The sequence below is a fragment of the Variovorax sp. KBW07 genome, assembly GCF_003852515.1.
GTDB lineage: Bacteria > Pseudomonadota > Gammaproteobacteria > Burkholderiales > Burkholderiaceae_C > Variovorax.
In genome coordinates this window covers 18,810-31,888 of record NZ_QAJK01000153.1, presented here as the reverse complement: position 1 = coordinate 31,888, position 13,079 = coordinate 18,810, and the positions used below count along the sequence as shown (strand labels likewise).

At 68.7% G+C, this 13,079-nt stretch carries 14 protein-coding genes; 3 read left to right on the top strand and 11 right to left on the bottom strand.

Annotated features, from left to right (window positions below; translation table 11 throughout):
• Positions 1-182: 182 nt before the first annotated feature.
• Together DBV14_RS27570 and DBV14_RS27565 are read right to left on the bottom strand one after the other, a co-directional pair.
• Positions 183-1,037, bottom strand: a complete 855-nt coding sequence (locus DBV14_RS27570) for an ABC transporter permease (RefSeq protein ID WP_124464166.1) — start codon at positions 1,035-1,037, stop codon at positions 183-185.
• On the bottom strand, positions 1,034-2,029 hold the full coding sequence (locus tag DBV14_RS27565) for an ATP-binding cassette domain-containing protein (protein WP_124464164.1): 996 nt from the start codon (positions 2,027-2,029) through the stop codon (positions 1,034-1,036). The genes DBV14_RS27570 and DBV14_RS27565 overlap by 4 nt, the downstream gene beginning before the upstream one ends.
• A 148-nt stretch (positions 2,030-2,177) precedes the next feature.
• Here DBV14_RS27565 and DBV14_RS27560 point away from each other — a divergent pair, with 148 nt between their 5' ends.
• Entirely contained in the window at positions 2,178-3,005 is an 828-nt protein-coding gene (locus DBV14_RS27560) for an HAD-IIB family hydrolase (protein WP_124464162.1), read from the top strand.
• 30 nt (positions 3,006-3,035) lie between these two features.
• Here the strand turns inward: DBV14_RS27560 and DBV14_RS27555 are convergent, their stop codons facing one another.
• From DBV14_RS27555 to DBV14_RS27535, 5 genes are read right to left on the bottom strand one after another with little or no spacing between them, the layout of a single operon-like run.
• A complete protein-coding gene (locus DBV14_RS27555; protein WP_124464160.1) occupies positions 3,036-3,815 on the bottom strand; it encodes a cyclase family protein in 780 nt (259 codons plus the stop codon).
• A 50-nt stretch (positions 3,816-3,865) separates the two neighbouring features.
• Positions 3,866-4,312, bottom strand: a complete 447-nt coding sequence (locus DBV14_RS27550; RefSeq protein ID WP_124464158.1) for a RidA family protein — start codon at positions 4,310-4,312, stop codon at positions 3,866-3,868.
• On the bottom strand, positions 4,309-5,292 hold the full coding sequence (locus DBV14_RS27545) for a Bug family tripartite tricarboxylate transporter substrate binding protein (protein WP_124464156.1): 984 nt from the start codon (positions 5,290-5,292) through the stop codon (positions 4,309-4,311). The genes DBV14_RS27550 and DBV14_RS27545 overlap by 4 nt, the downstream gene beginning before the upstream one ends.
• A gap of 20 nt (positions 5,293-5,312) precedes the next feature.
• A complete protein-coding gene (locus DBV14_RS27540; protein WP_124464154.1) occupies positions 5,313-5,777 on the bottom strand; it encodes a hypothetical protein in 465 nt (154 codons plus the stop codon).
• Positions 5,778-5,782: 5 nt separating this feature from the next.
• The gene (locus DBV14_RS27535) at positions 5,783-6,919 is read right to left on the bottom strand and encodes an aminotransferase class V-fold PLP-dependent enzyme (protein ID WP_124464152.1); all 1,137 of its coding nucleotides are present in this window, start codon (positions 6,917-6,919) and stop codon (positions 5,783-5,785) included.
• A 35-nt stretch (positions 6,920-6,954) separates the two neighbouring features.
• Between DBV14_RS27535 and DBV14_RS27530 the strand changes: the two genes are divergently transcribed.
• On the top strand, positions 6,955-7,650 hold the full coding sequence (locus tag DBV14_RS27530; protein WP_124464151.1) for a Crp/Fnr family transcriptional regulator: 696 nt from the start codon (positions 6,955-6,957) through the stop codon (positions 7,648-7,650).
• Positions 7,651-7,761: 111 nt separating this feature from the next.
• On the opposite strand, the gene DBV14_RS27525 is transcribed toward DBV14_RS27530, so the two are convergent.
• Entirely contained in the window at positions 7,762-9,021 is a 1,260-nt protein-coding gene (locus DBV14_RS27525) for an MFS transporter (RefSeq protein WP_124464150.1), read from the bottom strand.
• 91 nt (positions 9,022-9,112) lie between these two features.
• Between DBV14_RS27525 and DBV14_RS27520 the strand changes: the two genes are divergently transcribed.
• A complete protein-coding gene (locus DBV14_RS27520) occupies positions 9,113-9,682 on the top strand; it encodes a TetR/AcrR family transcriptional regulator (protein ID WP_124464149.1) in 570 nt (189 codons plus the stop codon).
• Here the strand turns inward: DBV14_RS27520 and DBV14_RS27515 are convergent.
• The 3 genes from DBV14_RS27515 to DBV14_RS27505 all read right to left on the bottom strand — a co-directional run bounded on the left by DBV14_RS27515 (position 9,669) and on the right by DBV14_RS27505 (position 12,946).
• Positions 9,669-10,652 (bottom strand): tripartite tricarboxylate transporter substrate binding protein, encoded by a 984-nt coding sequence (locus DBV14_RS27515; protein WP_124464147.1) that lies wholly within the window; start codon positions 10,650-10,652, stop codon positions 9,669-9,671. The two genes, DBV14_RS27520 and DBV14_RS27515, sit on opposite strands and share 14 nt — an antisense overlap.
• A gap of 160 nt (positions 10,653-10,812) precedes the next feature.
• A complete protein-coding gene (locus DBV14_RS27510; RefSeq protein WP_124464144.1) occupies positions 10,813-11,859 on the bottom strand; it encodes a histone deacetylase family protein in 1,047 nt (348 codons plus the stop codon).
• 37 nt (positions 11,860-11,896) lie between these two features.
• A complete protein-coding gene (locus tag DBV14_RS27505; protein ID WP_124464143.1) occupies positions 11,897-12,946 on the bottom strand; it encodes an ornithine cyclodeaminase in 1,050 nt (349 codons plus the stop codon).
• Positions 12,947-13,079: the final 133 nt, after the last annotated feature.

The following is a 13,079-nucleotide window of genomic DNA, read 5'->3' as shown; positions in this document are numbered from 1 at the left end:
TGGTGTACCGCTGATCAACGACCACTCTGATGACGCTCACGCGGATGGTGTGCTCTGCGCAGCGAAATAAAGGAGGAGCGAAGCGGGGGACATTCGCGGAGCAGAGCACACCGTCGGCGCGGGCGCGCCCTGAACGACGAACGTCAAACACGACACAGTAAGCAGAAAGACAAGCCTTCACCCTAGCCCCCTTGAATCTGAAGGCTGCGCATCGTGCGCCCCATCGTGAAGCGCCCGAACGCGACCAGCACCACCGTCCAGAAGCACTGCAGCCCCAGGCCACCCACTGCCTGCCAACCGCTCAGCTGCCCGAAGTACAGCCGCGCCGGTATGTCCATCAGTCCCGCCAACGGCTGGATCAGCAATGCCGTCTGCCACGCGTCCGGCAACAGCGCGAGCGGCAACAGGTTGCCCGACAACACGATCACCGCCGGCGTCGCCACCGCGCTGATGCCGCGCTCGTTCAGCGCCGCCGTGGCCGCCACGTTCAGCAGCATCACCATCGACGTCGAGAGCAACAGCGCGAACACCATCGACAGCATGAACGCGGCACCGGCCGCCACGCTCGGGGGCAGTTGCCACGCCCAGTCGCCCAGCCCCGCCAACGGCAACGCAACGGCCGCGAACGCCGCCATCAACACCACGCGCGGCAGCAGGCGCGCGGCGATCCAACCCGCGCTGCGCGTGAACCACAGCGTGTAGGCGTCCACCGGTCGCAAGCGGTCGTAGGCCACTGCGCCGGTGCGCACGGCTTGCGCCACCTCCGGGTCGCCGAGCCATGGCAGCAGCACCAGCAACCCCTGCGCGAGCCAGGTGTAGGTGATGGCCTGCGCGAGCGACATCGACGTGCTGGCACCTGCGATGGCGCTGCCACCGTAGAACGCGGCAAAGATCATCACCTTGATGCCGCCCCACCAGCACTGCGTGGCAAAGCCCGCGAGCGCGGCGGTGCGGTACTGCAGCATCTGAAGGAAGCGCGAGGCAAAGGCCGCGACGTAAGGGCGCGTCACGTCCCGCAGGCTGCTGCCCGTGTTCATCCTTCCGCCGCTCCGTGCATCGCGTAGAAGCGCGCGATCACCGCCTCGATGGCCATGCCTTCCAGGCGGATGTCTTCCACCGCATGCTCGGCCGCGATGCGTGCGATGAGCGCGGGTGCGGTGGTCACCGCGGGGTCGAAGTCGAGCACCAGCGTCTGGCCGTCGCGCGAATGCACGGTGGCACCCGGCACTTGCGCGGGCAGTTCGGTTCCCTGCGCGAAGTCGACCACCAGCCGGCGCTCGGCCATCACCTGCGCGCGCAGCGCTTCGACGGGGCTGTCGGCCAGCACGCGGCCATGGCCGATGACGATCACGCGGCGTGCCAGCGCCTCGATGTCGTGCATGTCGTGCGTGGTCAGCAGCACCGTGGTGCCGCGCTCGCGGTTGGCACGGCGCACGAAGTCGCGCACCGCCAGCTTCGACGGTGCATCTAGGCCGATGGTCGGCTCGTCGAGAAACAGGATGTCGGGCTCGTGCAGCAGCGCCGCCGCAATCTCCGCGCGCATGCGCTGGCCGAGCGAGAGCTGCCGCACCGGCTGGTCGAGCACGCGCTCCAGGTTCAGCAGCGCGACCAGTTCGTCGCGCGTGCGGCGGTAGCGTTGCACATCGACGCGGTAGATGTCGCGCAGCAGGTCGAAGCCATCGCCCACGGGCAGGTCCCACCACAGCTGCGTGCGCTGGCCGAACACCACGCCAATGCGGCCGACGTGACGCTCGCGGTCGGTAAAAGGGTCGTTCCCATCGATTTCCACGCGCCCGCCATCGGGCCGCAGGATGCCCGACAGGATCTTGATGGTGGTCGACTTGCCCGCGCCGTTCGGCCCGATGAAGCCCAGCAGCTCGCCGCGTTCGAGCGAGAACGACACGCCCGACAGCGCCTGCACCGTGCGGTGGCGGCGCTGCACGAGCCCGCGCAGCGCACCCATCACGCCCGGGTCGCGCTCCGAGATGCGGTAGGTCTTGATGAGTTGGTCGACGAGGATGTGAGGCATGGGAAAGGAAACCGCCGCGCCGGCGGCCAGCGTTGAGGTGTCGAATGCGCGGCGGGGGCGGGATGCTACACGAAACGAAGAGGCACCCGGTACGATCACGGCCCCTCCGAAAATTTCCTTCTGCCTGCCTGCTCCTGTTCTGCCTGCCATGCCCGTGTCGTCCCCCCTGCCCTCCTCGCCCCACCACCTGCTGCCCCTGACCCGATGGCCCGCGCCCGCGCGCAGCGCGCTCGTCGGCGTGTTCACCGACATCGACGACACGCTGACCACCGATGGCGCGATCACGCCCGACGCACTGCAGGCGCTGGCCGACCTGAAGGCCGCGGGGCTTGCGGTGGTGGCCATCACGGGCCGGCCGGTGGGCTGGAGCCTGCCGTTCGTGACCACCTGGCCGGTCGATGCCATCGTGGCGGAAAACGGCGCGGTGGCGCTGCTGCCCACGGCCGGTGGCCAGATCGAAAAGCGCTACCAGCAGGACGCCTCCATGCGCGCCGCCAACTTCGCGCGCATGCAGGCCGTGCTGGCGCGCATCGAGCGCGAGATTCCGGGCGCCGGGCGCGCCACCGACTCACCGGGCCGCGAAACCGACATCGCCATCGACCACAGCGAGTTCGTGCAACTGAGCGAAGAAACCATCGCCCAGGTGGTGGCGCTGATGCGCGGCGAAGGCATGCACGCGACCGTGAGCAGCATCCACATCAACGGCTGGTACGGCGACAACGACAAGCTCGAAGGCGCGCGCTGGATCGTGCGCGAGCTGTGGGGACGCACGCTCGACGACGAGATGGACCGCTGGGCCTACGTGGGCGACTCCACCAACGACCAGCTGATGTTCCGCAGCTTCGCGAGCAGCATCGGCGTGGCGAACGTGGCGCGCTTCGTGCCGCAGCTGGAGCACCTGCCGCGCTACGTGACGCAGGGCGAGCGCGGCGCGGGCTTTGCCGAAGCGGCGCGCGCCGCGCTGGCCGCGCGCTGAACGACAGCAGCAGCGCCTTCTTTTCTCCCCTCAGTCTTCCACCAGCGCGAGCACGCGCAACGGACTGCCCGAGCCCTGCTGGATCTTCAGCGGCGCCGACACGATGAGCGCCCCCGTCGGCGGCAGCTGGTCGAGGTTCTTCAGGCACTGCAGGCCGTACTTGTTGGCACCGTGCATCAGCGTATGGCAGGGATAGGCCAGCGGCCAGCCATACGACTGCCCCGCGTCGGTGTTGATGGTCTCGACACCGAAGCCGTGCACATTGCGCGCGTGGATCAGCCACTCCACGGCACCCTGCGTGGGGCCAGGCGTGTGGGCGCCGTCGTCGCGCATGTTGACGAAGGCCACCGGGTTGTTCACACGGTGCGACCAGTCGGTGCGCAGCAGCACCCATGCGCCTTCTGGAATGCGGCCGTGCCGCGACTCCCAATCCTGCAGGAACGCCGGCGTCAGCAGCCAGTCGTCTTCCTTCGCGACTTCGGTGCTCGCATCGATCACCACGGCCGGTGCAATGAAGCTCCCCGGCTCGATGGTGTCGACGGTGTTGCGCGGATGGTTCTTGCCGGTGACCCAATGCGCAGGCGCATCGAAGTGCGTGCCGGTGTGCTCACCGCACGAGAAGTTGTTCCAGTACCAGCCGGGGCCCGCCTCGTCGTACTGCGAAATCCGCTCCATCTTGAAGCCGGACACCTGGCCGAACTGCGGCGGCAACTGCAGCGCGGGAAAGTCCTCGCTCAGCGTGTGCGTGAGGTCGATGGTGCGAATCGACCGGTTGCCCATGGCCTGGGCGAGCTGCATCAGGAGGCTCATCGAAAGATCCCGTCAAATGAAGAAGAGAAAAGAAAAGAAGAAATGCGTCGTCAGGCGTTGCATGGCGCGTCGCGGCGGCGACGCGCGGTCACCTCCAGCTCCACCTTCGCGCCCTCCACCGCGAGCGCGCAGCACACGGTGGTGTTGGCCGGGCGGTTGGCATCGAAGCGGCGCCGCAGCACGTGGCTGACGGCGACCACGTCGGCGCGGTCGGGCACGTACACGCGCACGCGCACCACGTCGCCCAGGTTGGATTGCGCCTCGGCCAGCGCCGCCGCGATGGTGTCGAGCGCCAGCTCGCACTGCGCGTCGGCCGTGGGCGGAAATTCGCCCGTCGCAAAGTCCTGGCCGATGGTGCCGGACACCATGATCCAGTCGCCATCGACCACGGCACGCGAATAGCCGGCAAGCTCTTCCCAGCGCGATCCGCTCTGGATGAAGCGGCGCGCGTGGCCCGCCGCACCGGCGTTGCCGTTGTCGTCGTTGCTGCTGTTCATTGCGGCTTGAACCCCGACTCGCGGATCACCTGGCCCCAGTGCTGAGAGGCATCGGCCACCCATTGCTGCACATCCTTCGCGGGCACCGGTGCCACCTCGTTGCCCATCTTGGCAAGGCGCTCCTGCAGGTCGGGCTGGGCCAGCACGGTCTTCACGCCACGGTCGAACTGCGCCACGAAGTCGGGCGACATTCCCTTGGGCCCGAAGAAAGCCAGCCACGGGTTCTTGTCGATGCCCTTGAAGCCGAGTTCGAGAAACGTCGGAATCTCCGGCGCGATGCGGCTGCGCTCGGCCCCGGAGCTCGCGAGGATGCGGACCTTGCCCGCGCGGTGGTATTCGATCAGCTCGGTCATCGACGCAATGCCGATCGGCACCTGCCCGGCCAGCAGGTCTTGCACCATGGGCGCGCCGCCCTTGTAGGGCACCGAGTTCATCGGCACGCCGAACGATTGCCCGACGATGTGCCCGATGAACTGCGGCACGCTGCCGGCCGCCGGCACGCCGTAGTTGGCTTCGGTCGGGCGGGCCTTCATCCATGCGCCCAGTTCGGGCAGCGTCTTGATGCCCGTGCGGGCGCTCACGGCCAGCACGTTGTAGTAGGTGGCCACGCCGGCCAGCGCGGTGAAGTCGGTCACCGGGTTGTAGCCCGCCGCGGCGATGGTGAGCGGAACGATCACCTGCGTGTGGTCGATCGACAGCATGATGGTGGAGCCGTCGGGCGGCGCGGCCTTCAGCAGTTGCGCGGCAATCTGCCCGCCCGCGCCGGGCCGGTTCTCGACGATGAAGACCTGCCCGTCCATCGCCTTGCCGAGCTTGTCGATGAGGGCCCGCGCCACCACGTCGGTGGCGCCGCCCGGCGGAAAGCCCACCAGCACGCGGATCGGCCCGTTGTACGGTTTGGCCGTGGCAGCGAGGGGCGCTGCCAGCGCCGGCGTCAGCAAGGTGGCAGCCAGGACCTGGCCGAAATCGCGTCGATTCATGGGGGCTTCTCCGGGTGGTTTCAAAGAGGGGCGGTGGGTGGCTTCGCGGCCTGGTGCAAAGCGAGCAGCTGCGCGTCGATCAGCAGCACCTCGACCTCGTGGCAGCGCACCAGGCGCAGCCAGCGGTCGTCGTCCATGTCGGGCGTGCGCTCGGCATGCAGGCTGATGCGGCACGCGGTGCCGTCGGGCTCGGGCTGCACCGTGGCGCGGATGCGCGGGGCCAGCGCCTGCGCCGAACCACCGACGTGATAGACCACGCTCAGCGCCTGCAGATCGGCCACGGGGCGGACCCATGCCGGCTGGCCGTCGAACAGCGAGTGGCCGCGCACCACGCCTTCACCGGCGGGCTCGGTCTGCCAGCAGCCCAGCGCCCACCGGCCGAGTTGCAGCCCGTCGACCAGGAAGTCCAGCGCGCGCGAGGCCGGCACGCGGCACAGCACCGAGGCGCAATGCGCCGTAGCGCCAAGGTGCGTGTTGTCGTTCATCGCCGTCATCGGGTCAGCCGCGCCAGTTCGCGCAGCGCGCCGACCACTTCATCGGCCGTGTTGTAGAAGTGCGGCGCCACGCGGACCACGTCGTTGCGGGCCGACACCACATAGCCCGACTGCAGCATGCGCGCTTCGACGTCGGCGGCGTTCGGAATGCGGATGGCCGTGTTCGCACCTTTCGCGGCGGGTGCGCCGGGGCTCGCCACCGAGAGCCCCAGGCGCGCGGCTTCTTCAAGGGCCACGGCCGACAGCTGCGCCAGGTAGGCCTCGATGGCGGGAACGCCGATCTCGTTGAGCAGGCCCATGCTCGCGCGCGCCACGCTGGCGCACATCATCGGCGGCGTGCCGGTGTTGAAACGCGCGGCGCCATCGGCAAAGTCGAGATGCTCGGGGTCGAAGGCGAACGGATTCACCCGGCCGAACCAGCCCGTGACCGTGGGCGTGAGGCGCTGCGCCAGTTCGGGCCGCACGTAGAGAAACGCGATGCCCGGAATGCCCAGCAGGTACTTCTGCGCACCAGCGGCCAGCACGTCGATTTCTTGCGCGCGCACGTCGATGCCGATGGCGCCGGCCGACTGGTAGGCATCGACGAACTGCACGGCACCCTGCGCGCGCGCCGCGCGGCCCGTGGCCGCGATGTCGACGATCTGGCCGTCGTAGTAGCAGGCCTGCGACACCGACACCAGCGCGGTGCGCGCGTCGACCGCATCCACGATCTGCGCCGTGGTGCGCGTGCCGCCGGCCTCGGCCTGCACGAAGCGCACCTGCGCGCCGCGCGGCTGCTGCGCGAGCCACACATGGCACAGCGACGGAAAGTCCAGCGTGGTGGTGACGATGTCGCGCCGGTCGCCTTCGAAGCGCAGTGCCGACGCGATGCTCGAAGCCGCATCGGACACGCTGCCCAGCACCGCCACGTCGCCGGGCTCGGCGTTGATCATGCGGGCGAACTCGGCGCGGGCCAGTGCCACCTGCTCCATCCAGTAGCCCCAGTCAGCGCCGCGCTGCAGCCAGACCTCGAGGTAGTCGTCGATGGCGCGGCGCACCGGCAGGCTGAGCGCGCTCTGCGAGCAGCTCGAGAGTTGGGCCGTCCGCTCCAGGATGGGGAACAGCTTTCGGTAAGAAGAGAATGGATGTTTCATGAGACTGCCTTGCGCGAAGACAAGGGCTTGAGACGATGAATAAAACGACCGACGCGGCAGCGTCTCCCTCCGCATGGATCGAGCTGCCGCATTTCGACTGGACGCCGCTGATGACCGACGACACACCGACGGTGCGCTTCGGCAAGGGCGAGACACTGTTCTCCCAAGGCGACGCGGTGCGCCAGGTCTACGTGGTTGAAGAAGGCCGCGTGCGCCTGCTGCTGCTGTCGGCCGCGGGCCATGAGAAGCACATGGCCATCGTCGGCACGCGCGGCATGGTGGGTGAATGCAGCGCGTTCCTCGACGGCCGGCATTCGGTGACGGCCGTGGCCTCGTCGGACGTGGTGGCGCGGCCCGTGGGCCACCAGCAGTTGCTCGACGGCATGGCGCGCCACCCGGCGTGCCTGCGACAGGTGCTCTGGCTGGTGAACGTGAAGCTGCGCATCCTCGCCAACCAGAACCTGCTGCTGAGCCAGGCCACGGCCGCGCAGCGCGTGATCCATCACCTGGTGCAGCTGGCCGACACCTACGGCGAGGCCGAGAAAGAAGGCGGCACGCGCATCGGCGTCGCCTTCACCCACCAGGAAATGGCCAACATCACGGGGCTGAGCCGGGTCATGGTCTCGAACGTGCTGATCCAGCTTCACGAACAAGGGCTGACCGACAAGAGCAAATCGCATTGCGTCATCCGGGACATGCAGGGACTGAGGCAACGCGCCGCCGCCATGTGAATAAATGACTGACGGACTGACTGGCTGGCTGGCGAGCGCGTCGGGCTGAGCCCAGTCTAGGAAGACCGCGCGAAGCCGTATGTCAACGGCTTTACAAGCGCTGGAGTTTTTTCAGCGCGCGCCTTGGCGTTGGCGCTCGCGCCGCAGCACGGCCCACTGGCTCCACGTGCCCGCGACGGCGATCAGCAGCAGCACCGCCGCATAGCCCTCGACCGTGGGCAGCAGGCCAAGCGGCTTCACCAGGAAGCCTGCCAGCATCGCGGGCAGGCTGAACGCGAGGTAGCTCACCACGAAGATCGCCGCGAACAGTTCGCCGCGCTCGTGCGATTGCGCCAGCGGCGCCAGCGTTTGCACCAGCGCCGAGAACGCACCGCCGAAGCCGATGCCCGCGACCGCCGTGCCCACGAAGAACAGCGCCAGCGAGCGCGTGGCGAACGAGGCCAGCAGCAGCGCGATACCCAGCGCGATGCTCGCCATGCCGACGATGGCCGGCCGGGGCGCCGCGAATCGCCCGAGCAGCGTGGGGGCGATGGCGCCGACGCCCGAGAGCACCGCCACCGTGAGGCCGTTGACCACGCCGTTATCGATGCCGAACACATGCAGCATCAGCGACGGCGCCAGCGAAAGAAACAGGCCGCCCAGCGCCCACACCACGACGAACACCGGCAGCCCGCGTACGAACTCGGCACGCGCCTGCACCGGAATCGACACGCGCGGCACCAGCGAGGCCAACGCGCCGGCACGCGGCGTGACGGTCTCGGGCATCCACAGCACCACCGCCGCGCCCATGGCGAACACCACGGCCAGCACACCGAACACCAGCATCACCGGTTCGCCCGTCAGCTTGACCGCCATGCCCGTCAGCAGCGCGCCGGCGGCGAGCCCCGCCAGCGGCGACACGCTGGTGATGAGCGCGCCCAGCCGCTTGCGCGAAGCCGGCGCGGCCTCGACCACCGCCGCGCTCAACGCGCCGCTCGCGATGCCCGTGGCCACGCCCTGCACCACGCGCGCGACGATCAGCCCGCCGATGCCGTGCGCCCACAAAAAGAGCCCCATCGCCACCGCCTGCAGCACCAGCGCCGCCAGCACCACCGGCCGCCGCCCGATGTGGTCCGACAGCGAGCCCGCCACCAGCAGCGAGATCAGCAGCGCAATCGCATAGATCGCGAAAGCCACCGTGAGCAGCGACGACGAGAAACCCCAGGCGTGCTGGAACACCACGAACAACGGCGACGGCGCGGCGGCCGCGAAGAAGAAGGCGAACAGCACGGCCGCCAGCAGCGGAAAAGCCATGCCCGCCGGCAGGCGCCAGGGCTTGGCACGCGCGGCGGCGGCGGTGGCAACGGCCAGTTCGGGGCAGGAGGATGGCATGGCGAATCCTTAACGCAACTTTTTTAGCTTTTGCGATTCTAGACCTGCATCTCTTCTAAAGCAAATATCTTTGCGTTAAAGTCTTGTCACCATGAACGACATCGCCCTTCCCAACAAGCGCCCCGGTGGCCGCAGCGCGCAGGTGCAGGCGCTGGTGCGCACCGCCCTCGAAGAGCTGGTGGCCGAACAGGGGCGCGAGCGCGTCACCGTGCCCGCCGTGGCCGAGCGGGCGGGCGTGAGCGCCTCCAGCATCTACCGGCGCTGGGGCGACCTTTCTGGGCTGCTGGCCGAAACCGCGACGCACAAGCTCGACCCGAACCGGCCGCTGCCCGACACCGGCGCGCTGCGCAAGGACCTGGAAGCCTGGGCGCGCGAACTCATCGTGCACCTGGCCAAGCCGTGCAACACCTCGCTGCTGAAAGCCGCGGCCGCGCTGGCCAGCGGCGATGCCGACACGGACTGTTTGCGCAACCGCCGCAAGGAGGCGCTGACGCTGGTCGAGCAGGCGCGTGCGCGCGGCGAACACGCGCCGGAGCCGCAGCAGGTGATCGACCACCTGATCGCGCCGATCGTGTTCCGGCTGGTGTTCGGGGGGGATGCGGTGAAGCCGGCGTTGGCGGCGCGGCTGGTGGACGAACTGTTCGCGATCAGTTCGTCTTGACTTCCTTCGCCAACCCCAGCTTGTCGATCACCGCTTTCTCCTTCACCACCGTGTCCTGCGCAAACTTCGTATACGTCGCCGAGCTCATGTAGTTCGGCAGCATGTCGTAGCGGCCCAGCGAGGCCACGTAGCTCGGCTCTTCCATCGCCTGCTTGAAGGCGTCGTGCAGCTTCTTCACCACCTCGGGCGGCGTGCCCTTGGGGGCGCCGATGCCGAAGGGCGAGTTCTGCACCACGTCGTAGCCCAGTTCCTTCAACGTGGGCGCGTCGGGGAACTTGGCGAGGCGCTTCTCGCCCCAGGTGTTGAGCACGCGCAGCTTGCCGGCCTCGACCTGCGGTGCAAAGCCGGTGCTGTCGGCAGCGGCCATCAGCTGGCCGCTGACCACGGCGAGCATCAGGTCGGCGCTGCCCTTGTAGGGCACGTGCTGCAGCTCGATGCCGGCTTTCTGCGCGACGATCTCGGTCGTCAGGTGCGGGCTGGTCAGCGTGCCGGTGGAGCCGTAGGTGAGCTTGCCGGGGTTGGCCTTGGCGTAGGCGACGAAGTCGGCCCAGGTCTTGAACGGGCTGTTGGCCGGCACCACGATGCCGAAGGCATAGCCGGTGACGTTCAGCACGTAGCTGATGTCCTTGAGCGGGTCCCAGTTGATCTTGGTGGTGTAGCCCAGGCGGAACACGCCGAGCGGAATCTGGGCGACGGTGTAGCCGTCGGGCTGCGAGGTCTGCAGCGCCTGCGCGGGCAGCGTGCCGCCGGCGCCGGGCTTGTTGTCGATGATGACCGGCTGGCCGAGGATCTTGCTGGCGTTGTCGGCCAGCTGGCGCATCGTGATGTCGGTCGGGCCGCCCGCGGGGAAGGCGATGACCAGCTTGATGGGCTTGGACGGAAACGCCTGCTGCGCGAAAGCCGCCAGCGGGGAGGCGAGGCCGCACGCGGCGAGCGTGGCGGCGCAAAGGAGTGAAGAGCGGCGGAGCATGGCTGACTGGGTCCTGACTTTGGAAAGCGCCGATTGGGCCTCGCCCGGTGGGCAAAGGCAATCGGGGCTCCCCTGATTTCCCGGGGAAACCAGGGCCTTTCGGGCGGTGGGAGTCGCCTGCGCGTCAGCGCCGCTCCGGCGCCTGCCGCGCCTGCCGCCGCTATGAGCGCGCCTGCTCGAAACCCTCGAGCACGTTGACGGCGTTGATGCCTACCTCTTCCACCGCGTAGCCGCCCTCGAACACGAACACCGTCGGCAGGCCGGCGCGCGCCAGGTCTTCACCCATGCGCAGGTAGTCGTCGGTCTTGAGCCTGAAGCCGGAGATCGGGTCGCCCTCGAAGGTGTCGACGCCGAGCGAGACCACGAGCGCGCCGGCCTTTACTTTCGCGATGCCGTTGAGCGCCGTCTTGAGCGCCGCGCGCCAGGCCGTGAAATCGGTGCCGCGCGGCAGCGGCAGGTTGTGGTTGAAGCCCTCGCCCTGGCCCGCGCCGCGCTCGTCGGCATGGCCCAGGTAGTACGGGTAGTCGGTCAGCGGGTCGCCGTGCAGGCTGGCGAAGTGCACGTCGCTGCGCTCGTAGAAGATGGCCTGCGTGCCGTTGCCGTGGTGGTAGTCGACGTCGAGCACGGCCACGCGCTCCACGCCCGCGTCGCGCAGCGCCTGCGCGGCCACGGCGGCGTTGTTGACGAAGCAGTAGCCACCGAAGAAATCGGCGCCCGCGTGGTGGCCCGGTGGCCGCGTGAGCGCGAAGGCCGAGCGCTCGCCGGCGATGACGCGTTGCGACGCCGTCCACGCGCATGCGGCGCCATGCCGCGCGGCGGCCCAGCTGCCGGCCATCAGCGGCGTGCCGGCATCGAAAGAAAACAGGCCCATGCGCGCCGGAAAACTCTTCGGCAGCACATCGGTGCGCATGCCGCGCGTGGGCCAGTACGAGGGCAGCGCATCGCGCAACGCGTTGGCCGGATCGAGCGCCACCCACTCTTCCCAGGCGTGCGCGACAAAGTCCAGGTAGCGCGGCGCATGCACCTTGGCGAGCAAGGCTTCGTCGAAGGCATCGGGCGCCTGCAGGGCGCCGAGCTTGCGGCGCTCCAGCTCGTGCCTTACGTGGTCGACGCGCGCGGGCACCTCGAAGCACGGCACGAGCTCGCCACGGAACATCTCGACTTTGCCTTGGTGAAGCGCGTGCTGGTCGTTGTAGATGGTGAGCATGAGGAAGAAAAAATGGCGTGATCGACGATGCCGCCGATCATGCCGCACGCCGCAGCACGGCCCGGCGCCGGCCCGACGCGGTCAGGCCGAACAGGTCCTTCGGGTCGTCCAGTTCGGGCACCAGCGCGATCTCCTGGCCGATGCCGCGCTCGCTGGCAATGCGCTGGATGTAGCGCAGCGCGGTGTAGTCCTCGAGTGCGAAGCCGACCGAATCGAACAGCGTGACCTGCGCCGGGCTTTCGCGGCCGGGCACTTCGCCGAGCAGCACGCGCCACAGTTCGTGCACCGGAAAGTCGGCGGGCAGCTGCTGGATCTCACCCTCGACACGGGTCTGCGGCTCGTACTCGACGAACACGCGCGCCATGCGCAGCACGTCGGGGTGCAGCTCGGTCTTGTCGGGCGAGTCGCCGCCCACGGCATTGATGTGCATGCCCGGCTCGATCATGTCGGGCGTGAGCACGGTGGCACGGCCCTGGTAGGCGGTGATGGTGGTAACGATGTCGGCACCGCGCACGGCCTCGGCCACGGAACGCGCGCGCACGATCTCCAGCGGCGTGCAGGCCGACAGGTGGCGCACCAGCTTGTCGGTGGCGCGCGCGTCGGTGTCGAACACGCGCACTTCCTCGATGCCCAGCAGCGCATGGAAGGCCAGCGCCTGGAACTCGCTCTGCGAGCCGTTGCCGATCAGCGCCAGGCTGCGGGAGTCGGGCCGCGCCAGCGCCTGCGCGGCCATGGCCGATGTGGCGGCGGTGCGCAACGCGGTGGTGAGGGTGAGCTCCGACAGCAGCACCGGATAGCCGGTGTCGACCTCGGCCAGCACGCCGAAAGCCATGACGGTCGGCAGCCCGACCTGCGTGTTGTGGGGGTGGCCGTTGACGTACTTGAAGGCATAGGCGCCGTCGTCGGCCACGGGCATCAGCTCGATCACGCCGAGGTGCGAATGGCTGGCCACGCGCGCCTTCTTGTCGAACTCGCGCCAGCGCAAAAAATCGTCGCGCAAGGCGTCGGACAGCGCCTCGAGGAATTGCGGAACGCCGGTCTCGTCCACCAGGCGGACCAGGCTGTGAACATCGATGAAGCGGGTCATGGCGAGGCTCCTTGCGTAGCCCGGCGCGGCGCTTCACCCCTTCGTGCGGTTCACTTCACCATGGCTGATTCAGGGTGCGCCTGCGCCAGGGATTGAAGCCATTGTGCGCCGCTTTTCATGTGCGTGGCGAGGC

Coding starts and splice junctions, on each gene's coding strand:
- DBV14_RS27530 (WP_124464151.1), top strand. CDS start 6,955: ATGAATAAAACGACCGACGCGGCAGCGTCTCCCTCCGCATGGATCGAG.
- DBV14_RS27560 (WP_124464162.1), top strand. CDS start 2,178: ATGCCCGTGTCGTCCCCCCTGCCCTCCTCGCCCCACCACCTGCTGCCC.
- DBV14_RS27565 (WP_124464164.1), bottom strand. CDS start 2,029: ATGCCTCACATCCTCGTCGACCAACTCATCAAGACCTACCGCATCTCG.
- DBV14_RS27535 (WP_124464152.1), bottom strand. CDS start 6,919: ATGAAACATCCATTCTCTTCTTACCGAAAGCTGTTCCCCATCCTGGAG.
- DBV14_RS27515 (WP_124464147.1), bottom strand. CDS start 10,652: ATGCTCCGCCGCTCTTCACTCCTTTGCGCCGCCACGCTCGCCGCGTGC.
- DBV14_RS27540 (WP_124464154.1), bottom strand. CDS start 5,777: ATGAACGACAACACGCACCTTGGCGCTACGGCGCATTGCGCCTCGGTG.
- DBV14_RS27505 (WP_124464143.1), bottom strand. CDS start 12,946: ATGACCCGCTTCATCGATGTTCACAGCCTGGTCCGCCTGGTGGACGAG.
- DBV14_RS27550 (WP_124464158.1), bottom strand. CDS start 4,312: ATGAACAGCAGCAACGACGACAACGGCAACGCCGGTGCGGCGGGCCAC.
- DBV14_RS27520 (WP_124464149.1), top strand. CDS start 9,113: ATGAACGACATCGCCCTTCCCAACAAGCGCCCCGGTGGCCGCAGCGCG.
- DBV14_RS27525 (WP_124464150.1), bottom strand. CDS start 9,021: ATGCCATCCTCCTGCCCCGAACTGGCCGTTGCCACCGCCGCCGCCGCG.
- DBV14_RS27510 (WP_124464144.1), bottom strand. CDS start 11,859: ATGCTCACCATCTACAACGACCAGCACGCGCTTCACCAAGGCAAAGTC.
- DBV14_RS27570 (WP_124464166.1), bottom strand. CDS start 1,037: ATGAACACGGGCAGCAGCCTGCGGGACGTGACGCGCCCTTACGTCGCG.
- DBV14_RS27555 (WP_124464160.1), bottom strand. CDS start 3,815: ATGAGCCTCCTGATGCAGCTCGCCCAGGCCATGGGCAACCGGTCGATT.
- DBV14_RS27545 (WP_124464156.1), bottom strand. CDS start 5,292: ATGAATCGACGCGATTTCGGCCAGGTCCTGGCTGCCACCTTGCTGACG.